24 protein-coding genes are annotated in these 25,337 nt (G+C 48.9%); 5 read left to right on the top strand and 19 right to left on the bottom strand.

What is annotated here, in order from left to right:
* Positions 1-242: 242 nt before the first annotated feature.
* The 14 genes from I2123_RS02860 to I2123_RS02800 all read right to left on the bottom strand — a co-directional run bounded on the left by I2123_RS02860 (position 243) and on the right by I2123_RS02800 (position 12,787).
* Positions 243-1,796, bottom strand: coding sequence for a peptide MFS transporter (locus tag I2123_RS02860; protein ID WP_112167503.1), 1,554 nt, complete (start codon positions 1,794-1,796; stop codon positions 243-245).
* 438 nt (positions 1,797-2,234) lie between these two features.
* Positions 2,235-3,182: a fimbrial protein gene (locus tag I2123_RS02855; RefSeq protein WP_213051774.1), complete on the bottom strand. Its 948-nt coding sequence runs from the start codon at positions 3,180-3,182 to the stop codon at positions 2,235-2,237.
* Positions 3,183-3,678: 496 nt separating this feature from the next.
* Positions 3,679-3,810, bottom strand: a complete 132-nt coding sequence (locus tag I2123_RS25645) for a hypothetical protein (RefSeq protein ID WP_274611816.1) — start codon at positions 3,808-3,810, stop codon at positions 3,679-3,681.
* Between the two features lie 83 nt (positions 3,811-3,893).
* Complete coding sequence (locus I2123_RS02850) at positions 3,894-4,841, bottom strand: FKBP-type peptidyl-prolyl cis-trans isomerase N-terminal domain-containing protein (protein ID WP_213051773.1); 948 nt, start codon at positions 4,839-4,841, stop codon at positions 3,894-3,896.
* Positions 4,838-5,044, bottom strand: coding sequence for a hemolysin expression modulator Hha (gene hha / locus I2123_RS02845; protein ID WP_420834343.1), 207 nt, complete (start codon positions 5,042-5,044; stop codon positions 4,838-4,840). Before hha ends, I2123_RS02850 begins: the two co-directional genes overlap by 4 nt.
* A gap of 29 nt (positions 5,045-5,073) precedes the next feature.
* On the bottom strand, positions 5,074-5,406 hold the full coding sequence (locus I2123_RS02840; protein WP_213051772.1) for a glycine zipper family protein: 333 nt from the start codon (positions 5,404-5,406) through the stop codon (positions 5,074-5,076).
* Positions 5,403-6,263 carry a small-conductance mechanosensitive channel MscS gene (mscS, locus tag I2123_RS02835; RefSeq protein WP_213052456.1) on the bottom strand — a complete coding sequence of 287 codons (861 nt, stop codon included), beginning with the start codon at positions 6,261-6,263 and terminating at the stop codon, positions 5,403-5,405. Before mscS ends, I2123_RS02840 begins: the two co-directional genes overlap by 4 nt.
* Before the next feature lie 78 nt (positions 6,264-6,341).
* Positions 6,342-6,608 (bottom strand): hypothetical protein, encoded by a 267-nt coding sequence (locus I2123_RS02830; RefSeq protein WP_244879875.1) that lies wholly within the window; start codon positions 6,606-6,608, stop codon positions 6,342-6,344.
* Between the two features lie 54 nt (positions 6,609-6,662).
* Positions 6,663-7,031, bottom strand: coding sequence for a surface-adhesin E family protein (locus I2123_RS02825; RefSeq protein ID WP_213051771.1), 369 nt, complete (start codon positions 7,029-7,031; stop codon positions 6,663-6,665).
* A 715-nt stretch (positions 7,032-7,746) separates the two neighbouring features.
* Positions 7,747-8,250, bottom strand: a complete 504-nt coding sequence (locus I2123_RS02820) for a fimbrial protein (RefSeq protein ID WP_213051770.1) — start codon at positions 8,248-8,250, stop codon at positions 7,747-7,749.
* A 36-nt stretch (positions 8,251-8,286) separates the two neighbouring features.
* On the bottom strand, positions 8,287-8,883 hold the full coding sequence (locus I2123_RS02815; RefSeq protein WP_213051769.1) for a fimbrial protein: 597 nt from the start codon (positions 8,881-8,883) through the stop codon (positions 8,287-8,289).
* Between the two features lie 12 nt (positions 8,884-8,895).
* Positions 8,896-11,439 (bottom strand): fimbria/pilus outer membrane usher protein, encoded by a 2,544-nt coding sequence (locus tag I2123_RS02810; protein ID WP_213051768.1) that lies wholly within the window; start codon positions 11,437-11,439, stop codon positions 8,896-8,898.
* 58 nt (positions 11,440-11,497) lie between these two features.
* Positions 11,498-12,175 (bottom strand): fimbrial biogenesis chaperone, encoded by a 678-nt coding sequence (locus I2123_RS02805; RefSeq protein ID WP_213051767.1) that lies wholly within the window; start codon positions 12,173-12,175, stop codon positions 11,498-11,500.
* Positions 12,176-12,235: 60 nt separating this feature from the next.
* On the bottom strand, positions 12,236-12,787 hold the full coding sequence (locus I2123_RS02800; protein WP_213051766.1) for a fimbrial protein: 552 nt from the start codon (positions 12,785-12,787) through the stop codon (positions 12,236-12,238).
* Positions 12,788-13,044: 257 nt separating this feature from the next.
* On the opposite strand from I2123_RS02800, the gene I2123_RS02795 reads away from it, so the two are divergent.
* Positions 13,045-13,695, top strand: a complete 651-nt coding sequence (locus I2123_RS02795; protein WP_213051765.1) for a helix-turn-helix domain-containing protein — start codon at positions 13,045-13,047, stop codon at positions 13,693-13,695.
* Between the two features lie 40 nt (positions 13,696-13,735).
* On the opposite strand, the gene I2123_RS02790 is transcribed toward I2123_RS02795, so the two are convergent.
* Both I2123_RS02790 and I2123_RS02785 read right to left on the bottom strand, forming a co-directional pair.
* Entirely contained in the window at positions 13,736-13,960 is a 225-nt protein-coding gene (locus I2123_RS02790; RefSeq protein WP_213051764.1) for a hypothetical protein, read from the bottom strand.
* A 1,268-nt stretch (positions 13,961-15,228) separates the two neighbouring features.
* The gene (locus I2123_RS02785) at positions 15,229-16,431 is read right to left on the bottom strand and encodes a BaiN/RdsA family NAD(P)/FAD-dependent oxidoreductase (protein ID WP_213051763.1); all 1,203 of its coding nucleotides are present in this window, start codon (positions 16,429-16,431) and stop codon (positions 15,229-15,231) included.
* Between the two features lie 322 nt (positions 16,432-16,753).
* Here I2123_RS02785 and pitA point away from each other — a divergent pair, with 322 nt between their 5' ends.
* Positions 16,754-18,259, top strand: coding sequence for an inorganic phosphate transporter PitA (pitA, locus tag I2123_RS02780; protein WP_213051762.1), 1,506 nt, complete (start codon positions 16,754-16,756; stop codon positions 18,257-18,259).
* A 106-nt stretch (positions 18,260-18,365) separates the two neighbouring features.
* Here the strand turns inward: pitA and uspB are convergent, their stop codons facing one another.
* The gene (uspB, locus tag I2123_RS02775) at positions 18,366-18,701 is read right to left on the bottom strand and encodes a universal stress protein UspB (protein ID WP_112167500.1); all 336 of its coding nucleotides are present in this window, start codon (positions 18,699-18,701) and stop codon (positions 18,366-18,368) included.
* A 348-nt stretch (positions 18,702-19,049) separates the two neighbouring features.
* On the opposite strand from uspB, the gene uspA reads away from it, so the two are divergent.
* Positions 19,050-19,490 carry a universal stress protein UspA gene (uspA, locus tag I2123_RS02770; RefSeq protein WP_014333460.1) on the top strand — a complete coding sequence of 147 codons (441 nt, stop codon included), beginning with the start codon at positions 19,050-19,052 and terminating at the stop codon, positions 19,488-19,490.
* 110 nt (positions 19,491-19,600) lie between these two features.
* Here uspA and rsmJ read toward each other — a convergent pair whose 3' ends face one another.
* Positions 19,601-20,347, bottom strand: coding sequence for a 16S rRNA (guanine(1516)-N(2))-methyltransferase RsmJ (rsmJ, locus tag I2123_RS02765; RefSeq protein WP_112167499.1), 747 nt, complete (start codon positions 20,345-20,347; stop codon positions 19,601-19,603).
* Between the two features lie 9 nt (positions 20,348-20,356).
* Entirely contained in the window at positions 20,357-22,417 is a 2,061-nt protein-coding gene (prlC, locus tag I2123_RS02760) for an oligopeptidase A (RefSeq protein ID WP_213051761.1), read from the bottom strand.
* A gap of 329 nt (positions 22,418-22,746) precedes the next feature.
* Between prlC and I2123_RS02755 the strand changes: the two genes are divergently transcribed.
* Positions 22,747-24,051: a 6-phospho-beta-glucosidase gene (locus I2123_RS02755; protein WP_213051760.1), complete on the top strand. Its 1,305-nt coding sequence runs from the start codon at positions 22,747-22,749 to the stop codon at positions 24,049-24,051.
* A 21-nt stretch (positions 24,052-24,072) separates the two neighbouring features.
* Positions 24,073-25,326, top strand: coding sequence for a PTS sugar transporter subunit IIC (locus I2123_RS02750; RefSeq protein WP_213051759.1), 1,254 nt, complete (start codon positions 24,073-24,075; stop codon positions 25,324-25,326).
* Positions 25,327-25,337: the final 11 nt, after the last annotated feature.

Here is a 25,337-nt window from a genome sequence, read left to right as displayed (position 1 = left end):
CTTCCAGCGAGCGCCTGGCCTTTCGTCAGAGCAGAGTGTGAGGTCACAGATTACATAAACGCGATGTCATGGATGACAGTCTTTTGAGTGTTATTAACAACAACCTGAGTTTTTTAAATAAACCGAAAAATAGAAACTCATTTTATTTTGGAAACTTATCGTAGCGGGCTTCGTCCTAAAAAAGAGGCCGATCGTCAGATCGGCCTCCTTCATTTCACGCTATGCAAAAAAGCTATGCCCAATCAGGCAGAGGTCGCAGGTTTCTGCTCAGAACTCGCCTGAGCATTTTGCAGCATGCGTCGAACCGGAATGATCAGCACAAACAGCACCGCTGCGCAGATCAGCAACGCAATGGAACAGCGCGCGAAGAGATTCGGCAGCATATCCAGTTGATCGGCTTTCACGTGACCGCCAATCAGACCCGCCGCCAGATTACCCAGCGCACTGGCGCAGAACCACAGCCCCATCATCTGCCCGCGCATTCTTTCCGGTGCCAGCAGCGTCATGGTCGCCAGACCAATCGGACTGAGGCAAAGTTCGCCCAGGGTCAGCATCAGAATACTGCCTACCAGCCACATGGGTGATACGCCTGCGCCGCCGTTGGTCAGCACATTTTGTGCCGCCATCATCATGATGCCAAAGCCCGCAGCCGCACATAAAATACCGATGATGAACTTGGTGATGCTGCTTGGACGCACATTGTTGCGCGCCATCATCGGCCATGCCCAGCTAAATACCGGCGCAAGAATGATGATAAACAGCGCATTGATTGACTGGAACCATACGGCCGGGATTTCAAAATCACCGATCATGCGGTTGGTGTAGTCATTGGCAAACAGGTTGAATGAGGTCGGCTTTTGCTCGAACGCGGACCAGAAGAAGGCAGCAGAAACCAGCAAAATAAAGCAAACCAGTAACCGGGCGCGTTCTTTGCGGTTCAGGCCGGCAAACACAAACAGGTAAATAAAGTAGAGGGCCACCGAGGCGGCAATCACGTAGACCAGCACACTGGCGACCGCGACCGGATTGATCACAATCACGCCCTGAGCAATCAGCGCAACGACGATCGCCACACCTACCGCCAGCGCCAGTAACCATGCGCCAACGCCCTTTTTCTTCGCCACCGGGTTATTCCAGGTGGAATCTAAACCGACTTCGCTGTCATAGCGTTTCATCGACGGCACGGCAAACAGGCGGAAAATCACCAGTGCGATCAGCATCCCGATACCACCGATACCAAAACCCCAGTGCCAGCCATGGGTTTTTATCAGCCAGCCGGAGATCAGCGGCGCGATAAATGACCCCATGTTGATGCCCATATAAAACAGCGAGAAACCGCCGTCACGACGCGCATCGCCTTTTTTATACAGCGTGCCCACCATGACTGAGATACAGGTTTTGAACAGGCCAGAGCCGAGGACGATAAACATCAGGCCGATAAAGAACAGGCTGTCGCCCATAAAAGCAGAGAGCGCAATCGACAAGTGGCCGAGAGCAATAAGGATCGAACCGTACCAGACCGCTCTTTGCTGCCCGAGCCAGTTATCCGCCAGCCAGCCACCCGGCAGCGCGGCGAGGTACATACAACCCGCGAAGATACCGACGATAGCCGAGGCGTTTTCACGCGCGAGCCCCATGCCGCCTTCGTAGACCGTCGCCGCCATGAACAGGATCAGTAAAGGACGGATCCCGTAAAACGAGAAGCGCTCCCACATCTCTGTGAAGAACAGCGAGCGCAGCGGATAAGGATGGCCTAAGAAGGTCCGGCCTTCATTTTTACTACCAGAGGAATGCATAAATTCTCCAAAAAGTCTGACGGAGTGTTTGCGAACACTGAACTGCGCGGCGGCTGTCTGGTGGGCCGCTCATCATCATTCAGCCATTATTATTTGATAACAATTGGGGGTTATCTCTAGTGCCAACCGCAGGACTTTAAGATGAAAAGTCGACCATTGTCCACTTTTACAGACTTTTTGACGGTTGATAGGGGAAATGACGGTGAGGAAAATACGTGGCAGTGAGATGGATGAAAGTCATGTGGGAGCACATCATCAGAACGTTAATTCAAATGATCAAAGAGTTAAATTATCGTGTTAAATAAGGGGGCATTTCTTAGTTTACGCGTAAAATCACTGTCCGTGCCGTTGTCTGCGGCGCAGACTCCTAGACCGATTTCGTTGGCTAGGAATGCTCCTAAAGGAACTGATTAACACTATTTATTCAACAACGCTCGATTATTGATAAGTAATGTTAAGAGTAGCTGTAGCATTAGCTTTTCCACCTTTTACTACAGATTTCACTTGGTAATAACGAGCGGTAAATTGTAATAGTTCTTGCCCGCCAGCAGTGTGTTTGAGCATGACATTATTATTCAATACCAATGGCATGCTATTATATAAAATTTGCACACCAATTCCATCTGCAGTATCTGTACTCCCCGCACCGGTTAAGGCAAGCACGCTGGCATCGTCGGTTTCTGAGTTTTGTATTCCGCTCAATGAAACATTGATATTGACTCCGGCATCACATTCTAGGCCGACATTAAAGTCGTAAGATTTTGGCGTGCTTCCTATGCCAGTAAAACCAGAGATTGGCACTTCACCCAAGGGCGCTGAAATATTTTTTGTAGATATTGAGCATTGCAATGCTGTAACAGTTCCGGCATTTAAATAAACATTTTCTACTAGATCGCCATTATCAGCATTCATATATCCAGCTAGCCCAGACTTGAGAGTGCCGGATGTAATAGGCCCAGTTTTTATCAATTGATAATTGACACTGGATGAACCACCAAACCCACCAGTATAGTCAACCAAGTTCCAAACGCCAGGGCCAAGAGTGTAATAAAAATATTCATAATTAAAAGAAAATGCGAGTTTTAAACCGACACCGCTAATATTAGTTTCAAAAACATTAGTCATAGTGCTAGGTGTCGAACTGTAAGCCATTGTGATATATGCTTTACGTCCTGTTGCTGGATTACATGCTATAAAATTGTTTCCGCCTGTAATAGTATATCCTTCGGAAAGAATTGTACCTACAGGTGCATCCCTCGCTATAATAATATTAGGCGCAGTAATTGTGTTATTTTCTACAGGCCCAGACAGATGGCATGATGCTGCGGAACAAGATAATGAGTAAGATAAAGTGATTAATAAAAATAAATTTATAATGATTTTCATGCTAATTTCTCACATGTCTTATGTGTTATAATTCATGTCACGTTTGGCCATGCTTTATCGAAGTTAATAACAATGCAACAACGTGAGTTGTGCATCCCAACACGCGTTTTTGCGACAATTGACTATACATCCGCCTGGTAGTTATATGGCTCATTTTTTATATTGTAAATCCTCGTGGGAATTAGACCTATCACTAACTCCTCCGTAGATGTCCTTATAGGTAACGTTCAAGTTTCCACTGTTAGATCCATTAAATTTTTCGTATCCGTGTTGTAAACCCCTGCTCAGGTTATTGAACGCAAGCGCATACCACTAAACCACCGTCAGAGAACAAAATAACATGAAGGATGGATTTTGTTAAAATTTTTCAGTCCAAAATCAGACCTTCAGTTATGTCGATTAATATGGTTCTGGTACTGAACTGCCCCAACCACGGGCGTCTTTAATCGGCTAAAATACCATGCGAATTAAGGAATATATCCGTCAGCCATGTGCATTAGGTTTTGTTCAGGCCAGAATCAGCGCCTTTGTCACGATTCTCGACGACATACCCCACAGAACTCCCTGACTGGTTTTGAATTTCAATTTTGCCACGGGATACCGCGACAGGATGTAGGAATGTAGCCATCCGATTCTCATTGCGACAGAAAGTTCGTTTCATACAACGAAACAATAAGTAAACCAAGTGGATATCAAGCGCGTAAATTTTTTTCAACCCGGAGTTTTCACGTCTGTCAGCGATAACGTATAAATAAGGACCGCATTATCCTGCTTTGATGTTTTGCTTCCCGTAACATTTTTTACCGGGCTCGGTGGGATCACGATGGTAATCTGCCCGCCTTTACGAAGCAGTTTTATACCGTCACGCAGAACCGGCGGCATATTCTCCACGCGAAATAACTGTGTCGCGTCTTTATTATCAGCACCATCTACCACCGTGCCATCCTTTAGCGCGCCCTCATAATGCACTTCGACGAGATCAGTATCCTTAATCGCTGCGCCTTCACCTTTGTTGTTGATCTGATATAACAAACCGGCTGCCGTTTTCTTCACGTCGCTGTGAGTGGCAAAACCATCAAAATAGGCCTGCTCGTCGGCGAATTTTTTATTATTCGCCGCCTGCGTGAGGATGCCGACCTGCTCATCCATCGCGGCCAGCGTCCCCTGCACATCTTTATCGCTCATTTTACCCTGCCCGCTGAACGTATCATTGAGGCCAGCCATCAGGATATCGCGGTTTATTGTGATATGGATCGCTTTCTCACTGCTGATATTATCCTGAATATAATGCGCGAGAGCGACCCCGATGGCATAAGCCCGCCTTTGTTCTTCGCTGTCGTTCAAGTTCAGCGTTTCAATACTGGCTTCACTGGCTTTTGCTGCGGACTTTTCTATCGGCGCAACCGGATTCGGTTCGGCAACGGTGGCCTGAATGGTCACCGGCAGCCTGGCAACCGGCGGCATAGATTCAGAAGGCGGAGCCGGGGGCATTTCTATCGCCTCTTTGGCCTGTATTGTGGCGGGCTCCAAGGCCCTCCCCGTCAGGGGAAAGGCCGTGAGAATGATGAAGGTAATGAAGCCGCCGCGCTGTTTACTATTGAACATTGACATAACGCACCTGTATAAAATTAAGGGACAGAGACCGGCTAAGCCGTTCATTTAATGTGGGTCCATACCGAGGCAGGCACCTTGTCAAAAAGCTTATTCATCGTCAGTTCCGCCAGGCGGTGATCCGCCGCGGCATTAAAGGCTTCCATTTCCTGCAAGCTGAGGCTGTATCGGTTTTTTTCCATCACTTTTTCGAGCGTTTCCATGTGCCTACAGCGGCGCAGACGCAACAGCCATTCCTTTTTACTCAACATCGTTTACCCTCATAAAACACCCAGATAGATTAATGGGTTGCTTCACCGACCAGACTGCCAGTTCCAGCGCCCACGGCGACCCCTTTAATGACACTTTTACCGGTGGCGGCAGCGGCAACGCCGCCGACCACCGCGCCTGCGGCGCCGCCTTTACGGGCTGCTTTGCCGGTAGAGCCGCTCTTTAGCATCGCGCCGGTACCCGCGCCCACGACCGCGCCACCGACAGTACTTTTCACACTTTTTCCTGTGACGGCACCGATAGCCGCTCCGGCCAAAGCACCGCCGGTGGTTTTGTTAATGGCAAAAGCATTGCCTGCCAGCGTAAGGGTAAGAATAAAAACGCTTGAAATAAGAGATTTCATGAAGTGACTCCTGAAGATATGGGTTGATGGATATGCACATCCATTTGCGGATATGGCATATTGATATGGTGATCGTCGAAGGTGGATTTAATGTTTTCCATCAGGTCGAAATAGACGTCCCAATAGGTCGCATTTTGAGTCCACACCCGGACAACATAAATAAGCGATGATGGCCCGAATTCATTCAGACGCACGGTATGCCCCATCTCATGAATTATTCGGTCATCTCTTTCGATAATGAGCGTCAATAATTGTTTAATTTCATGTACACAAGTTTTGTAAGCCACGCTGACCGTGATATCGACGCGGCGGTGCTTTTGACGGGAATAATTGATGATGTCCCCGGCGATGATCTTACCGTTTGGCACCACCACCGTTTTATTATCTGAGGTGCGCAGCGTGGTCGAGAATATATGCACTTCCTCGATAACCCCGGCGTTACCGCCTACACTTGCATATTCACCGGCTTTGAATGGACGCAGTGATACCAGCAAAACACCCGCGGCAAAATTAGCCAGTGAGCTTTGCAATGCCAGGCCAATAGCCAGACCAGCAGCACCGATTATTGCAATGATAGAAGACGTTTCTACGCCAATTCGCCCCAGAGCAGCAATCACGGCAAAAGCTAATAATCCGTAACGTAACAAGGTGCTGCAAAACTGGGTGATGGTTTTATCTACGCCCCGGTTTGTCAGTAACCGTTTCAGTCCACTGGATAAAACACGGGAAATAAATATCCCCAGCAGAATTATGAAAATGGCACCAATAAGATTAATGAGCCCCTGTGCAATGGCTCCCTGATTATTGGCGACCCATGAATTAAACTCTCTCACTAGGGGAAAAGCTTTGATCTGCATAACGAAAAAAATCCTTAATAAAACAGTGGTCATAAACAGTCGCCTCTGACCGCAGTAGCAATATTTTAGATACCAGGATCAGTACTTGATCCGTCGCGCTTCCTGCCTGCCATCTTGTTTTTTCTGACGCTTATCCTGACGGCAGTCATGATTGCTCTTGTCGTCACTGGTCACACAGTCTTGTTTAGTGCTTCGCGCATCCTGACGGGTGTCCTGACGGGTATCCCTGGCCTCACGACGCTGATCGCCCCGTTCTGTGGCATTTGCGTGCTGAATAATAAAAGGGTAAACAAATAACGCGACTGTCAGCATAACGCCGAGAATACGACACTTCATATTTCCCATATTTCCCATATTTCCTATATTTCCTATATTTCCTATATTGTTAACAGGCTAATTTTATTGAAATAATTTGCGCTTGCATGCGAATTTATATTCATAGGAAGCCAGCGAATCTGGCGTAATTTCATTCCAGTTGTTAAAAGTGTATGAGTCTGTTAGGGTGACTTTCCCCGAGGCTTCGTAGCGGTTGATTTCCTTAATGGAGTACCTGCCTTTTTGACAGTCGATGACGTCTTTGGACAAGATCAGGGTCACGCCATGGGCATCTGTGGTTTTAAACCAGATCAGCGGTAATAATGGCGAGCCAGAGGCACGAATGGCATAGGATTTATTTCCGGTTGGTGAACTGGCCAGATAAGCCCATGCGCTGGCCTGAACCGAACAACATGAAAAAATAATAAAAAAAAGCATAATTGTTAGTTTCATTTTCATCAATACATAGTTAGTTAAAATTATTCTCAACCCAGCAACCAATTCACGATAAGCCAGGAGGAATCATTCTGCACAATGAAATACAAAGACATGAATATTAGAGCTAAACAAATGGCAATTAATAACATAGCGAAGACAACTTCTTATTGACATAAGTACATTTCATAACAACATCATAAAGTTTAATGCTTGTGTTTACGTTTAGCTTTCGCATGATACTTCTTTTGCAAAAACTGATCGTTTTTGTATTCATACCTCGGAACTCAGTACATTCAAAGATTGACTTTCCTGAACCTATACAGGCAATCATGCTTAGTTCGGCATCATTAAAGTTTTCCCGGATGCTCGGATAATCAAAAGAGAAGTCAAATTCACACCTTAATAAATCCATGAACTCATACAGTTGTGCTTTCCGACATATATATTTCACGATGACACCCTTTTTAGATTTTAAGAAGATATTTTCTTCGAGCATGCGGAAGTTATTAGTCGAGTCGACTATAAATATCAGCAAATCCGCATGCTCGATTTCTAACGCATCTTTTTTACTTATTATGGGCGCAGTCATCACGTCTATAATAAATACCGATTCAAAATTAACTCTTTTATTTAATAAAAAAAACAAATATTGAATCCCTTCTGAAATATAATTATCCTGACTGCAAATAGTGCATTTCATAGGAGTTCTCTTTTTTTTCGAAACATAAGTTTATTGGTAAGTAAAATCCATCATTACCACAGATTCAAACGCCCCAGACTCAACGCCACCCTGCGGGCTATATTCTCTGGCGGCGAAGGAGAAAAAGGCATTACGGCTGTCGTCGACTGCCGCAGTCAGAGTGCTGCCGTTGCTGTAAGTGGTTGAATGTGTGGAATCGGTTAATTCCAACATCACATTTTTGGCATCTTCAGTATTTGCAAAATACGTCGGATATTCCGGTGCAGCTGTGCCGCTAATTTTCATCGTCACGTTTTGCGTCCCGGTCGGGCATGCTGTGAGCAGCATGCTGAAACTTTTCCAGTTACTGGCCGAACCTGCTTCGCGCATTTTCCCTGTGTAAAGGTCTTCAAATGCAAACGTCTGATTAGTAGCGCTGATATTACAGGCACCTGACACCACAGTACCGGTGAGACTTATCTGCGACTCTTCAGCATGTGATGCTCCGGTGAACAGAATGCCGGATAAAAAGAGTATTGATAATTTCGATCTCATGAACAAACTTCCCCCTCAGAGCATTGGCTCGAATTTTTACTGATAAGTAAAGGAAACCTGAACAGCTGAAATAATTGTTCCCGGTGTTGCATTCCCTTTCGAATAGGCATTGGCCTTGAAGTGGAAATCAACGGTATGGTCTGCTTCGACGGGATAAGTTTCAGTCGAACCATTACCCTTTGGCAGCCCATTTGTAGAACCATAGATTTCAGTCACTACATTTTCAGCGCTGCCAGTGCTGGCATAAGCCGCTGCCGTTGCACTATCTGGCGCACCACTGAAGGTCAGCGTAACGTGTGTCGTCCCTGTCGGGCAGGCCGATAATTTGATTTCAAATTCTGTCGGAGCGGACTTTGAGCCAGCTTCGGCAAGCGCAGTTGCTTGTGTATCGGCTAAACCAACAGGAATATTCCCAGGGCTATCTATCTTACAAGGTGATGCAACCACGTTCCCGGTGATATTAATATTCACGGGGTCGGCTTTAGCCGTATATACAAAAGCTGTCATTATCATGAACGGCAGAGCCAAATTTTTAAATGTTGTTTTCATGATAATAAAACCTCTCACCGTGAAGGGTAATAATTCATGACCGTCTCGTGGTTTCTTTAGAATATGAATGTTTGAAAAAAACATAAGGCTTACCTGTTATTGACACTTAGTATTAACCATCAGCACACCACTTTCCGGTTTGCTTTCGGGTAATGAATAATGAATCTCACATTGCTCGCCCGCGTCTTTACCCCACTGGACATGCAATGCACCTTTATTTGCTAAACCGGTCAAATACACCTGCCCCTCTTCGCCGACAATAAAACCTTGAGAGTTGTTTTGAGTGAGGTCGGTAACCATCGCCCCGAACGGTACCGTCGCGCCGCCCTGTCGTAACACTGTCATCAATACACGGCTGCCCACGCTGGCGTTATATTTCGCCCGCACCACCGCGCCACGGGTCGGGATCACTGTCTGGGCCATACCGCTGACATCCACATCATCCGGCATACTTTCTGCATCCAGCGCGACAATATTGCGACGATACGGGCTGCTGTAGGGAACAACGGCATAACCCCGGTAGTCGGTTTTAACGCCGGGCTGATTCAGCACGCTCACGCCATTCGCGCCAGGTGCCTGCACCAGAACCACGGTTTCACCGAGTGGCTGGCTGAGCGTCACGCCATCTTTATGGGCTATCACACCTCCGGAAATACCGTAGTTAAGGCGCTGTGAATCCTGGTCGTAGCTATAGCCACCATTCACCTCGGCATACGTGCCTTTATAATCCGCATTCATGTTGCCGTTGGTGGTGGCATCGTGGTTGTCGTAACCTTGCTGAACGCTCCAGCTCAGGTTATTACCGGCAAGCATGGTGCCGCTTAAACCGACGTTCTGTGTGGTGCCGCCGCTGTCGCTGTTGTTTACGCTGTAACTTGCCTGAGTGTTGCTACCCGCCAGCCAGTTGCTAAATGGCACGCTGATACTCATGGCGATCACCTGATCTTTGTCATACGTTTTGCTGTCGTCGTTGTTTCCGGACGTCGAGGCGTTTTTGTTATAACTGTAGTTCACGCTATAACTGATGCCGTGCCAGGAGTTGTTATAACCAACCCCGTAGGAGCGCATACTTTTGCCGTCATTCCAGTAAGCTTCTTTCACCATGCTCAACGAGAGGTTGCCGCCCCCTGCCCACAAATTCTGGCTCAGCGTCAGCTCTTCACGATCACGCGGATGGTCTATCGGTCCGGCATCATCATTACTGGTCCAGGAGTCCAGCGTTTCCTGCAAGGTGTAATAACCTTTGGTCGAATAGCGATAACCCGCCACGGCAAAGTTGGTGCCGGTGTCGGCAAAATTCTTGCTGTAGCGCAACCGCCACGACTGGCCTTTTTCTTCGTCGTCGGGCTTAATCGACGCTTTTGCTATGGTCACATCGGCAGACAGCGCTCCCAGCCCCCCTAAGTTAGTCCCGAGACCGAGAGCCAGCGCCTTATACACTTTGGCTTCCTGCACCCCCCCGTAGACGGTCAGGCCATGTGGCAAACCGTAAATGCCGGTGCCCTGCACATAATCCGTCTTCTTTACGTCGCTGTCGTATGAGCGGTACTGTCCGCCGGTAAGGCTGTATTTAAATCGGCCTTCACGTTGCAACACCGGTAATGAGGCAAACGGCACCACGAAATTCTGTTCACTGCCGTCGGCTTCTTTGACCGTCACGTTGAGGTCACCGCTGCCGCCGGTCGGGTACATGTCGGTAATTTCAAAGGCGCCTGCGGGAACATAACTCTGGTAAATCAGATAGCCGTTCTGGCGGATGGTGACCTGTGCATTGCTTTTCGCGATACCGCGGACTACCGGCGCATAACCTTTCATACTGTCAGCCAGCATGTCGTCGTCAGAGGCAATCTGCGCCCCGCGAAAGGGCACGCTGTCAAAAACGTCGGCAGGCGAGGTGCTGTCACCCAGCGTCATCACACCTTTTAACGGCACCACGTCACGTTGCAGGTAGGTATAAACCGTGTCCCACTTGTCGTTGCCGTCGGTATCGCGAGACCAGGTGGTGTAGTTACGTAAACGCCATGGCCCAAAGTTGGCGCCCGGCCGCAGGTTGGCGTACTGGCTCTGACTGTCCTGCGCATTGCTGTTTTTGGCGTAGGTGTTATCCCCGCTCAGGCTGTAATTGAGCAGGAATGCATTAATCCCTTCATCCCACTGCTCGGGCGGAACATACCCGCGCGCCTGAGTATTGACAGCGGCCTGCGGAATATTTAAAGCCAGTTTCTGATTGCTGAAAATAAATTCAGCCGACGCTTCGGGAATAGCGCTCAAATCTGCACAGTCCTTTTGCTTATTTAAATCCGGATACAAAGTAGTTCTGACACCATAGTTTTTTAATTCTTCCACGCTCAGGCACGGCTGAAGGCTTTGCTTTCCGCCTGCAAGTTCAACCATGCGAAACTCTACTTCGCGGGTATCAACTTTATCGTTATTAAGATAAACATCGACGTGATATTTACCCGGCGCCTGCTGACCACTTTCAAATACGGTCAGATCGGTTTTTTCTTTTTGCGGGTTACCTATCTCTAATAACGCAGGATTAAAATACATTTCGTCTTGTCCGGCCCGGGCTAGTGCAGGCAGTGCCATGGTAAAAAAACCAGCCAGACAGATCCTCTGCAGGCTCATTGGAGATTTCATGTAATAGTTCCCCACGTATGTTTTTCCGAATAAGGCTCAGTAAAAACAACCGGAATATTTAAAATGAAGCAGTATGTTGTGCACCCGAAGAACCATAATCGTTGATCAACGCAAAGCTCAGACTGCTGCCCGACGCTCCGGCTGGAAGTGGGAATTCCGCGCTGGCGTGCGGTGCCGCATAGGTTACGTTTTTCAGCTCTATGCCGTTCACTTTAACATTATTGAAATTCATATAATAATTCCCCGGGTTGGTTACCTGGACATTATTTCCTAACCGTTTCCAGACCAATTTATCCGCATCCTGCTCCGCTGAATGTCCTTTTAATCCTGTCGGCCGATAAATCAATTTAATTGTGGTTTTAACCGCGATTTGTAAGGTATTTTGCGTAATTGATTTTCCCGTAGACGGAATGGATTTCACATTCAGCCAGTACATTGACTCATGATCTTGAGGTAAGTTACCTGCCTGAACAATACGCAAAACGTTTTGCTGATCCCCGTCCAGGCGAAAGAGTGGAGGAGTGATCACGAACGGCGCTTTATTATTGCTGCCGTCTGAACTGTTAATCCACGACTGGATTAAATAAGGGGTTTTATCCGGATTTGTCAAATTAAGTGAAGTTTCTTTCTTGCTAGCATCATAAATAACACGAGTACCACCGACCACAATACCGGCATACGCTGAGTTCAGCGTAAGCAGAAATAAACCAAGTAATGAGAGGGTTTTTAATTTCATCGTTAAATTTCCATTATATTCCGAATGATGTAATATCATCCGGAATATTAAATAATGAGATTAGTTATAGACAACGGTAAAGTTAGCTGCGGCATCTGCTACACCGGCTTTCACGGCAGCACCGGTTGAAATATAGCGGGCGGTGAATGGCAAATCGAACGTACCGGTGTCCGCAGTACCACCAGCTGTAGCAGGGATAGCCGTTGACGCTGTATATAAAGGAACAACTGCGCCTGCGGAATCAGTAATCTGGATACCCACTTGTTCAGCTGAGGGATCGTCTACAGTGCCCGCGGTCAATGCAAGAATACTGTCATCCCCCCCCATCGCCGTGCCGTCGAACTTGATGCTAGCCGTTGTCAGCGCATCCGGGCAGGCAGACAGTTTGATGTGGAATTTCGTGGCATCGGTGGTATCGCCTGCTGCCGCCAGCGAAGTTTTAGACACTTCGCCCATCGTAACGGTAATTGCGCCGTCCGTAGCGCCGTCGACGGTGCAGGCAGCATCCAGAATTTTTCCAGTGAATTTCACCTGGCCATCGGCAGCAAAGGCAGATGATGAGCTTAATGCAATAGCAGTTAACAGCACCGCGGTCTTAATATGTTTGTTCATTTTCAATAGCCTCAGGAAGTACAAATTAACGAGATAAAATTTGAAGAAGAAATAACAGGAGATGTATTTCTTAGGCGCATTTTGCTCCAGCACCGGACTTTTAGATACGATTTATCTGTCCGTTATCAGACTTTCAAAAAATGACTTGCTGGCGGTTGTTTTATGAGCTGATATCACTAAAGCGCCGTTATAGCTTTTGAGTGCTATACTTTAAAAATTGTCTTTTAAAAGACTGAAATTTATAAACTGGAGCGATTATGCAGCGGGAAAAAAAAAGGTCTTCTATATCATTACGTGATTTTAAACCTGTTGAAGACATTGAGATTTTACTTAAGGCCCTTGCCCCGCATGCCATTCCAATTTCTGCATGCAAAGGGCAGCGTTTTAGTTATCTTAGCAACGGCAGACCCATGTGTTATCTAATTGAAACCGGCAGCGTGACTATCCATCGCGCTTCTGATGGCCGAATATTAAGCACCGCAGACGCCCCTTTTCTTCTGGGAACGAGCAATTATATCATTCCTCTTGATCCGGTGTATATTTCGGCAAATGAATCAATGAAAATAGGTGTTATATCTATTGATGACCTGTCATCACGGCTTGAAGTGGATAATTTGTGGAAGGCATTTTCAATGATGCTACTGTTTACGGCCAGTAATTATCTCCATCATAATCTGAATATGGTCAGACCAACATCCTATGATAATGTTCGCATCTATATTCTAGAGCTAAATAAAGAGCCTGATGAAATAAAAAGTAAAACAAACCTTGCTCGTTACATCCAGGACAGAACATTATTATCGCGCAGCCACATTATGAAAATAATTTCTGAACTGAGGAAAGGTGGATACATTGATGTGCACCGTGGAATGTTGCTGAGTGTGACTTCTTTGCCCAAGGAGTTCTAACGGGGGATATGAGGGATTATCTCCCTCATATTTTGACTTTTTACTTAATATTTATTTCTGCGGTCATTTTACAGGTTGCCATTACCGACGTACCACGCGGGGTGGTAACCTGCACCTGATCGCCCGCTTGCTTGCCCTGGCATGGCTTAACCAGTGTTTCTTCGAAGCGTTTTTTCTCCTGCTGGGTTTGAGAATCAGCAGCCTGAGAAAAAGAAGAGACTAACGCAGAAGCTAAAATAGTGCTAAGTAAAATTTTCTTGAACATGATCAATCCGTTTTTAAATAAATTATCACCTGGATATCAGGCGTTCCGTAATCGACTTGCCAACATTTTTTGGCATGGAATTAAATACTTCATCTAACAATTAAATCCTTCCGTCTTATTTGTTATTGTGCCGAAATGGATCGATTACCCCTACTTTTTTATTGTCTGAAATAAGACAATAACGTGTTAATCAGCAAGTATAAAAGCGAAATTTTCTACGAACGTACGTTACTGCAGAGTTTTCATCCCATGGCAAGATATTTAATAACATACCATGTCATAACTTAGTAAATGTATTTTTCAGTGAGCGTAGAGGTTAAACCATAAGTCATAACACTGACTTATCTGTATAACACTAATACCCGTTAGGATAGACAGTAGAATTTAGTCCTATTTATTCTTAATGCCTGTTTCGGATTTATATAGATTTTGACTTTCCCACAGCTATACTCGCTATAAATATCTTCATGGGGTACTGATATTGTTCTCTACCTTGGCACATATTATGGTTTACTCACAGATAGCCCAATTATTTACTCAACTACCCCGTATCGGGGTTTGCTCTATATGTTTCAGTAGGTAAAGATGATAATGACGGACTGGGAAAGACTTCGCCTAAAGTCGCCCACATACTTACCACCTCTGGTCTAATTCATTAATATCATTGAATTGCATACCCTCTAATACAGTTAGGCGGCTCAAACGGGGGCGTTCCCGACCGTCCTATCCCTCCCACGCCAGTTGGGCTTTTTCCCGTATAGCCGAAAACTCCCCAAAACGACCGACCGTTATTTTGGTATTTATTCAGCTCGATCGCGACGGATATTTTGTTAAATAATTCTCTATTGAATAGAATACCTCTCCATGTGTAATGGATATTAGGAAGTTTTAATCGATGAATGCGGGAGTAACCGATTAATTATTAATAAAACCCCAATGAAAAAGATTACAAAACAATCATTCATAGATTAGGTATTCTTTGCATAACCAATCAGAAAAAAATCACAAAAACTTTAGGAGATGGCGATAATGGTTTTTTAGCTGAGGCTTGTGAATCAATACATTACCCCATTTGAGTTGGTCTAGTTGTTGGCCTCTAATCTGCTTTCACTTCCACTACGTGTTAGCTCTCGCCAGATGGTCATGACACCTATCTCCGGCATATTACCCAAAGAAGCCGGTTATTCCTGATTATGGCTGGATCACATACAGAGAGCGGGTCAACGCCACCAATGCTGACGTGATGGAGTGTAATTACTGTACAAAGTTTATTGTTCCAAAACAGCCACCAAATCCTGCGCACACGCCCACGCTGAACTCCATGCCCATTGGAAGTTATAACCCCCCAGCCAGCCGGTGACGTCTACCACTTCGCCGATGAAATACAGACCGGGGACTTTGGCCGCCGCCATCGTTTTCGAGGAAAGTTCTTTGGTATCGACACCACCGAGAGTCACTTCCGCCGTGCGGTAACCCTCGGTGCCGTTCGGCTGCACCTGCCAGTTCTGCAGTTGCTCAACCAGTTCGGCCTGTTGCGGCACGTTCAGCTGTTTCAGCGTGACGTCCGGTAGCTGACCGAGGGTTTGCAGGCATTCGACCAGACGCTTCGGCAGTTGCATCGCCAGCGTGTTTTTCAGGCTTTGATTCGGATGTTCCTGTCGCTGAGCGTTAAGAAATGCCGCCAGGTCAGTGTCTGGAAGTAAGTTAATGCTCACAAACTCACCCGGTTGCCAGTAGCTGGATAGCTGTAAAACCGCCGGGCCGGACATGCCGCGATGGGTAAACAAAATGCTTTCGCGAAAAACGGTGCCATCCTGCGCGGTCAGCACCGAAGGCACCGAGACGCCGGACAATGTCTGCAAATGGTCGAGCAGCGGTTTATGCAGGGTAAACGGCACCAGACCGGCGCGGGTCGGTAAAACTTTCAGGCCAAACTGCTCGGCCAGACGATAACCGAATGGCGTTGCGCCCAGCCCCGGCATGGAAAGCCCGCCGCTCGCCACCACAAGTGAGTGAGTACTTACAGTTGAGCCGTTCACTTTGATAATAAAGCCGTCTTCAGTTTTTTGAACGTCGGAAATCTCGCTACGCAGTCGTACATCCACATTCCCCAGCTCGCACTCTTTATCGAGCATAGCGACAATCTGTTGGGCGGAGTCGTCGCAGAATAGCTGGCCGAGCGTTTTCTCATGCCAGGCGATGCCGTAGCGGTTGACCATGTCGATAAAATCCCACTGGGTGTAACGCGCCAGTGCGGATTTACAGAAGTGCGGGTTTTCCGAAAGATAGGCAGCAGGTTCGGCATATAGATTAGTAAAATTGCAGCGTCCGCCCCCGGACATCAAAATTTTGCGTCCGGTTTTCTTGCCATTATCCAGCAGCAGAACCCGGCAGCCACCCTGTCCGGCCTGCGCTGCACAGAACATGCCTGCCGCACCCGCACCAATGACTACCACATCAACCTGTTCCACTTTTGGCCTCTCTTTTCGTAAAATTCAGCTACGTTTTAAATAGGATACGCTCTGCTTCTGGGCCGATTTTGCCCGCCATGCGCCGCGGATTGTAAGTGACTGACAGGGGTTACACCAGTCGCAGCAGGGTTTTATGGCGCTAAGTAAGCAAATGTTTCAATTAAGAAAGGGTAAATAAATCACTGATTATTATTGATTTAATCTCCGCTTCGGCTTTTTTTGACCCGTTTTTAATCAAAAAAATGTCATATTTTCCTTTTATAGACACCCTGTTCTCGCAGATAATGCGCGGCGTTCATGACCACTAACTGGCGTAACAATTATGCTGCATCTATTTGCCGGGTTGGATTTTCATACCGGTTCGTTATTGATTCTCGCGTTACTGTTTGTTCTGTTCTATGAAGCCATCAACGGTTTTCATGATACGGCCAATGCAGTAGCAACCGTCATCTATACCCGGGCAATGCGTTCGCAATTAGCGGTCGTGATGGCAGGGGTATTTAACTTCCTTGGCGTCATACTCGGTGGTTTGAGTGTGGCTTATGCCATCGTTCATTTGCTTCCAACCGATCTTCTGCTCAACGTTGGTTCCACGCATGGCCTTGCCATGGTGTTCTCGATGTTACTGGCAGCGATCATCTGGAACCTCGGCACCTGGTATTTTGGTCTGCCGGCGTCCAGCTCACACACGCTGATCGGCGCCATCATTGGCGTAGGGTTGACCAATGCATTGATGACTCACACCTCCGTGGTCGATGCATTAAACATTCCTAAAATGATCGGTATTTTTGCCTCTCTGATTATCTCGCCTCTGGTGGGGATGATTGTCGCAGGAACCATGATTTTCCTGCTGCGTCGCTACTGGAGTGGCAATAAGAAACATGCTCGTATCCACCTGACGCCTGCTGAACGTGAAAAGAAAGACGGCAAGAAGAAGCCACCCTTTTGGACCCGTATCGGCCTGATCCTGTCGGCTATTGGCGTGAGTTTCTCTCACGGCGCAAACGATGGTCAGAAAGGTATCGGCCTGATCATGCTGGTCCTGATTGGTGTGGCTCCGGCAGGTTTTGTGCTCAACATGAGCGCCACGGGTTACGATATCACTCGTACCCGCGACGCCGTGACGCACCTCGGACAGTACTATCAGCAGCATGTTGATGCAGTACCGCACGTGGTCGCGCAAACGCCTCTGGTGCCTGCGCCAGACGTGAATATCGCACCGACCGACGCTACGAAAGTGTTCCACTGCGACAGCAGCCACGCACTCGACGCTATCGGCCGCGCGCAAACGCTGCTGACCAATCTGCCGTCTTACAGCGCCCTGGCAACGGATGAACGCAGCCATATGCGTCGCCTGCTGATGTGTGTGTCTGATACGGCCGATAAAGTGGCGAAGCTGCCGGAAACCTCGCCTGCGGATAAACGCTTCCTCGGCGAATTGAAAACCGACATTCTTCAGACCGTCGAATATGCTCCGATCTGGATCATCATCGCGGTAGCACTGGCGCTGGCGCTGGGTACCATGATTGGCTGGAAGCGCGTTGCGACCACCATTGGTGAGAAGATCGGTAAGAAAGGCATGACCTACGCACAGGGCCTGTCTGCGCAGCTGACGGCGGCGGTGTCTATCGGCGTGGCAAGTTACACCGGTATGCCAGTCTCCACCACGCACGTGCTGTCCTCTGCGGTTGCGGGCACCATGATCGTGGACGGCGGCGGTGTGCAGTCTAAAACCGTGAAGAACATCGCGATGGCATGGATTTTAACCCTGCCGGTCTCGATTGTACTTTCCGGCCTGCTGTACTGGATTGCGCTGAAGCTTATCTGATAAACGTCTGAGCTGCGGCTCAGGTAAGAAAAAGGCGACCTTGTGAGCAATCACAGGTCGCCTTTTTGTTTCCTTTTTCACACATCCTCACAACGATTATTCAGGGTTAATACCAGATGAGCATCGCCAGCATACTGATGAGGATAAGCCCCACCAGCGCGGTCGTCAGAACAAACTGACCACGAACTCTCTCACAACGACGGATAAACTCAGGGTCGTGATGTTCAACGTAACGCTGAGCATAGATATATCGCACCAGCCTTATCTGCTTGCTCGGTTGGCCGTGAGACGTAAAGAATCCACCGCCATCCACGTACTGATACAGCAAGGGATCGCATCCCCGAAGCACCACCAGCAATGCGCGCAGAGAAGAGTAATAGCGCAGCATATTCACCACACACACAAAACATAAAGCCCAAAATAGCGCAACGGGACTGATCATGATTCCCCCTCAAGGAGAACTCACCCCGCGCGATGCGGCCCGCAATCGGCCACACACCCGACGTTTCGCCCTGCCTTTCCGCGATTTCACACCCCCGGACACAACGCGGTCCGCCCCTTTTCACATCACAGAAAATTGCCAAAGCAGGAGAACCCTGCATTCATTGAGTGTAGGAAACGAATCTGGAAATGGGGACGCTGGCTCATATTATTTCTATCTATGCTTTATCAGATAAGGAAATGGGATCTGTATGCTTGATTTCTTTAACCATTTTGGGGCTATACTAAAAGCATGAGTTTCGCATGATGCTGATATTGCTGTTAACCGACTTATGGAAGGAGTTTTCTTATGGCTTACAAACACATACTCATTGCAGTAGACCTGTCGCCAGAGAGCAAGGTTTTAGTTGAGAAAGCCGTCTCCATGGCGCGTCCGTATAACGCCAAAGTGTCCCTGATCCACGTTGATGTGAACTATTCGGACCTGTATACCGGCCTTATTGACGTCAATCTGGGCGACATGCAAAAACGAATTTCGGAAGAAACCCACCACGCGCTGAATGAATTGTCGCAAAACGCCGGTTATCCGATTTCCGAAACCCTGAGCGGCAGCGGCGATCTTGCGCAGGTGCTGGTCGATGCAATCAACAAATACGGCGTGGATTTAGTGCTGTGCGGCCATCACCAGGATTTCTGGAGCAAACTGATGTCCTCCGCGCGCCAGCTCATTAATACCGTCCATATCGACATGCTGATCGTCCCACTGCGTGACGAGGAAGAAGAAGCGTAAATCGCCAAAGCGTTGACGTAAAAATGCCCGCAGGTGAAAACCGGCGGGCATTTTTTTATCCAGAACGCAGGTGCGGTGCTTTCTGGTTTCTTTGCGATCTCGTTGTGTTCTTACAGCGGCGTATAAATATCAAACCGGTGGCTTTTGGTCACCACGGCGGCTTGCGCAGGAATATCGGCCATCGGTGGCGCGTAATCCGGGCGTTTTACCACGATGCGCTTGGTCGCTAAGCGGCGCGCCGGTTCCAGCAGACCATCGGCGTCATCATCCGGACCCACCAGCCCCTGAAACACGCGCATCTCTTTCTTCACCAGCGCACTTTTCTGTTTGTGCGGATACATCGGGTCGAGATACACCACTTCCGGTTTCGGCGAAAGCTCAGAGAGCGCCGTCAGGCTGGACGCATGCAGCAGCGTCATACGCTCACGAAGCCACGGTCCGATTTCCGCATCGCGGTAACCGCGCGCCAGCCCGTCATCGAGCAGTGCTGCCACCACAGGATTTCGCTCAAGCATCCGGACTTTGCAACCTAATGACGCCAGCACAAACGCATCGCGGCCCAGTCCAGCCGTCGCATCCACCACATCTGGCAGATAGCGCCCTTTGACACCCACCGCTTTCGCCACGGCTTCACCGCGCCCGCCGCCGAATTTGCGACGGTGCGCCAGGGTACCACCGACGAAATCGACAAAAATCGCGCCGAGTTTTGGCTCGTCGCGTTTGCGTAATTCCAGACGTTCAGGCGTAAGAACCAGCGCCATCACCGCGTCGGGGTCAGACGTCAGATTCCAGCGCTGCGCCAGAACAGATAAGGCGCCTTCGTCGGCGCCTTCTTCACACAGTAAACACACACTCACAGGCAGAGGTTATCCTTTGATACCGTAATGGCGCAGCATAGCATCCAGCTGCGGTTCACGCCCGCGGAAGCGCTTGAACAGCTCCATCGGCTCTTCGGAACCCCCACGTGAAAGGATATTATCGAGGAATGACTGACCGGTTTCGCGGTTGAAAATCCCTTCTTCTTCGAAGCGGGAATACGCATCAGCTGACAACACTTCTGCCCACAGATAGCTGTAATAACCAGCCGCATACCCGCCGGCAAAAATATGGCTAAACGCGTGCGGGAAACGTCCCCAGCTCGGTGATGGCACCACGGCAACCAGCTTCTTGATTTCACTCAGGGTTTGCAGGATCTGCGCGCCTTTTGCCGGGTCATATTCCGCATGCATACGGAAATCGAACAGACCGAACTCCAGCTGACGCAGAATAAACAGCGCCGCCTGATAGTTCTTCGCCGCCAGCATCTTATCCAGCATCTCTTTTGGCAGCGGTTCGCCCGTTTCGAAATGGCCGGAGATGAATGCCAGTGCGTCCGGCTCCCAGCACCAGTTTTCCATAAACTGGCTCGGCAGCTCGACGGCATCCCAAGGCACACCGGAAATACCGGCGACTCCCGGAGTATCGATGCGGGTCAGCATATGATGCAGGCCGTGACCGAACTCATGGAACAGCGTGGTAACTTCGTTGTGGGTGAACAGCGCCGGTTTATTGCCGACCGGTCCGTTAAAGTTGCAGGTCAGGTAGGCGACCGGCTTTTGCAGCTCGCCGTCGGCTTTACGCATGCTGCCGACGCAGTCGTTCATCCATGCACCACCGCGTTTGTGCTCGCGGGCGTACAGGTCGAGATAGAAACTGCCGCGAAGTTCGCCGGTTTCATCAAACAGATCGAAGAACCGCACGTCTTTGTGCCAGGTTTCCACGTCTTTACGTTCTTTAGCGGTGATGCCGTAAATGCGTTTCACCACTTCGAACAGCCCTTCCAGCGCGCGCTGTTCAGGGAAATACGGACGTAGTTGCTCATCGTTGATGGAGAACAGATGCTGTTTCTGTTTTTCGCCGTAGAACGGCAAATCCCAGGCTTCCATCTCATCAACGCCGTAATGTTCTTTCGCGAACGCGCGCAGCTGAGCCAGTTCCTGCTCACCTTGCGGACGCGCACGGGTCGCCAGACCACTGAGGAAGTCGATCACCTGTTTCGGGCTTTCGGCCATTTTGGTAGCCAGCGACATATCCGCGTAAGAATCAAAGCCCAGCAACTGTGCCAGTTCGTGACGCAGTGACAAAATCTCCGCCATCACTTCGCTGTTGTCCCACTTACCGGCATTCGGGCCCTGATCGGACGCGCGGGTACCGAACGCGCGGTACATTTCTTCACGCAGCGCGCGGTTTTCGCCGTAGGTGATGACCGGCAGATAGCTCGGGATATCCAGCGTCAGCAACCAGCCTTCCTGCTCTTTGGATTCGGCCAGCGCTTTCGCCGCCGCCAGCGCGCTTTCAGGTAAACCTTTCAGATCATTTTCATCAGTGATGAGCTTGCTCCAGCCCATCGTGGCATCGAGCACGTTGTTGCTGTAGGTCGAACCGAGCTCAGACAGACGTGCAGAAATTTCGCCATAGCGTTTCTGCTTTTCCAGCGGCAAGCCAATGCCGGAAAGCTCGAAATCACGCAGCGCGTTATCAATGGCTTTTTTCTGCGCCACGGACAGCGTAGTAAAATGCTCGCTGGCTTTTAAATCGCAATACGCCTGATACAAACCGGCGTGCTGACCCGCCCAGGTACTGAATTCAGACAAAATCGGCAGGCACTGCTCGTAGGCTTCGCGCAGCTCCGGGCTATTTTTTACCGCGTTCAAATGACCGACCGGTGACCAGATGCGCCCCAGACGGTCGTCGCTTTCCGCCAGCGGCTGGCACAGATTTTCCCAGGTATACGGCGCGCCTTGCGCGACCACACGTTCGATGGTCTGACGGCTTTCTTCGATCGCAGACTTCATCGCAGGGACAATATGTTCAGGTTGGATCGCAGAGAAAGGCGGCAGGGAGAACGGTTTTAAGAGCGGATTCGACGCGTTTTGCTGTTCAGTCATAGGGCCAGTCCTTCGTTATAGCGTTGGGGGTGATACGCCTGTGGCGCACCACGCCGTGAATTCGGGTCGTCTTAAAGATGACGTAACTTCTAACATGCGGTCAAGGGATGGGGAAATCAATGGGGGGCGGCGATTTCGCCCGCCAGCCACAGACATTCATGTTTTCAATGAGTCCAGTCCGTTACATCAGGCTGCAAGTAGACCTGCTTCGCATTTTTGACCTTTGCCCCTAGCCGCCCGTTAAACCCTGTTTACAGCAGAGTTAATCCTGTTATTTTCATCTGGCATACGCCAGTTTAACTACATCACGATTAAGGGAATAAACGGATATGAAAGCACTCAAAATTGTCACGATAGGCGGAGGCTCAAGCTACACACCGGAACTGATCGACGGTTTTATCCGGCGTTACGATGAAATGCCTGTCTCGGATTATTATCTGGTCGATATCGCCGCCGGTGAGGAAAAGCTGAAAATCGTCGGGGCGCTGGTGCAAAGAATGGTGAAAAAAGCCGGAATACCGATGACGGTGCATCTGACCACCGACCGCGAGGCCGCACTGCGCAATGCGGATTTCGTCACCACGCAGTTGCGCGTTGGCCAGCAGGAAGCGCGTATTCACGACGAGGCGATCCCGCTGAAATACGGCGTTCTCGGGCAGGAAACCACCGGCGCAGGCGGGTTTATGAAAGCGCAGCGGACCATCCCCGTGCTGTTAGATTTGTGCCGCGATATGGAAAGGCTTTGTCCGGATGCATGGCTGATCAACTTCACCAATCCGGCCGGTATTGTCACTGAGGCCATTGAAAAATATTCGCGCATAAAAACGCTGGGTATTTGCAGCGGCGCGAACAGCATGATGATGGATATCGCGAAGGTTTATGACGTGTGTCGTCAGGACGTTTATGCCCGCGTAATGGGGCTGAACCACCTCATTTTTGCCGATCAGATCGCCGTAAAAGGCCACGACGTTACGGCAGAATTCATTGAAAAACTGGCGCAGGGCAATGGCCAGAATCAGCAGAAAAATATCCCCGATACCGGATTAATGCCTGCTTTTATCCGCGCGCTCGGGCTGTATCCCCTTTCCTACCTGAAATATTTCTATCTGCAGCGTGAAATGGTGGCGCACAGCGTGGAGGACAGCCAGATGCGCGGCACGCGTGCAGAGCAGACACGGGAAATTGAACGCCATCTTTTTGAAATCTATAAAAACCCGCGGCTGGATACTAAACCGAAAGAACTGGAAAGCCGTGGGGGCGCGTATTACTCCGATACCGCCTGTTCAATCATCAGCGCGATTTTTAACAACAAACAGGAGATCCACGTCGTCAACACGCTTAATCGCGGCGCAACGCCCGATCTGGATGAAAACAGCGTGATTGAAACGAACGCGGTGATTGATCGTCAGGGCGCGCACCCGCTGGCCTATGGCCGTTTACCGGCGAAAATACGCGGTCTGATCCAGAGCGTCAAAGCCTTTGAAGAACTCACGATCGAAGCTGCCGTCACCGGAGATTATTCCACGGCATTAATGGCGCTTTCGGTGCATCCGCTGATCCCGTCAGTGGATATCGCGGAAAAAATTCTCGATGAATACCTCGCGGTTAACCGGCCTTTTCTGCCGCAATATTAACAATGACAGGCATATAACATCATGATGAAATTCATAGAGTCACGGCTGGTGCCCTGTCTGGTGAAAGTCGGGGATAACGTTATTCTGGTTGCGGTGCGCAACGGTATTACCCTGACGCTGCCGTTTATTATCTCCGGCAGTATTTTCCTGATTATCGCCAACCTGCCGATCACCGGCTGGACTGAATATTTAGGTCAGTTTGGCACGGCGCTGAATGCTCCGGTTCTCGTCACCTTCGGGATCATCGGTTTAATTTCGGCAATGGGCATCAGTTATAATCTTGCGAAACATTATAAGCTCGACGGGCTGACCTGCTGCGCTATTACTGTCGCCGTTTTTCTGATGGCGCAGTTGAATGATGATTACACGCTAAATGTCGATAATCTCGGGGCTTCAGGGTTATTTTCGGCCATTATTCTTTCCATTCTGACCGTCTATATCATCCGCTTTTTCATCGAACATAAAATCTATATCCGTCTGCCGGACAATGTCCCCCCTGCCGTTCTGCAATCCTTTGTCAGCGTCATACCCGCCATTGTTTGCCTGGCGCTGGTGTGGTTTGTGCGGGTGATTTTGCATTTTGATATTAACGCGTTTTTCACGCTGATCCTCAGCCCACTGGTTATCGGGCTCGGCACGCTGCCGGGCATGCTGATTCTGGTGTTTCTTATCTCGTTGCTCTGGTGCTGCGGCATTCACGGCACCAACGTACTTTCTGGTATTACCGCACCGATATTTCTCAAGTTTATTGTTGAAAATACGCAGGCGTATCTCAGCCACCAGCCGATCCCGCATATTTTTGCCGAGGGCTTTTATAATTTCTTTATCTGCACAGGCGGTTCCGGCGCAACCATGGGGCTGGTTCTGGCGATGATGATGTCGAAAAGTCGTTATTATAAATCGCTGGGCAGAATGTCTTTTGCGCCCTCGCTATTTTGTATAAATGAACCGGTCATTTTTGGTGTTCCGATGGTGTTTAATCCGTTGATGATGCTACCGTTAATCATTACGCCCATGCTGCTGTGTACGATGTCTTATTTCCTGATGGCATTTAATATTATTGGCCGCCCTGTATTGCAAATCCCCTGGACGATGCCGCCGTTCCTGAATGCGTATTTTGCCACCGGTGGGAATATCCCTGCGGCAATCTGGTCAGGCGTCATGATTATTATTTCGACAATCATTTATTATCCTTTCTTCCGGCTGATGGAAAAGAAACAGCTGGCACAGGAAGAGGCAACAATCCCTGCGGCGGCAGCGCAGGCCAATGCATAAACGCGGAACAC

The sequence above is a fragment of the Rahnella inusitata genome (assembly GCF_018288855.1).
Classification (GTDB): Bacteria; Pseudomonadota; Gammaproteobacteria; order Enterobacterales; family Enterobacteriaceae; genus Rahnella; species Rahnella inusitata.
This window is presented reverse-complemented; position numbering and strand designations above follow the sequence as displayed.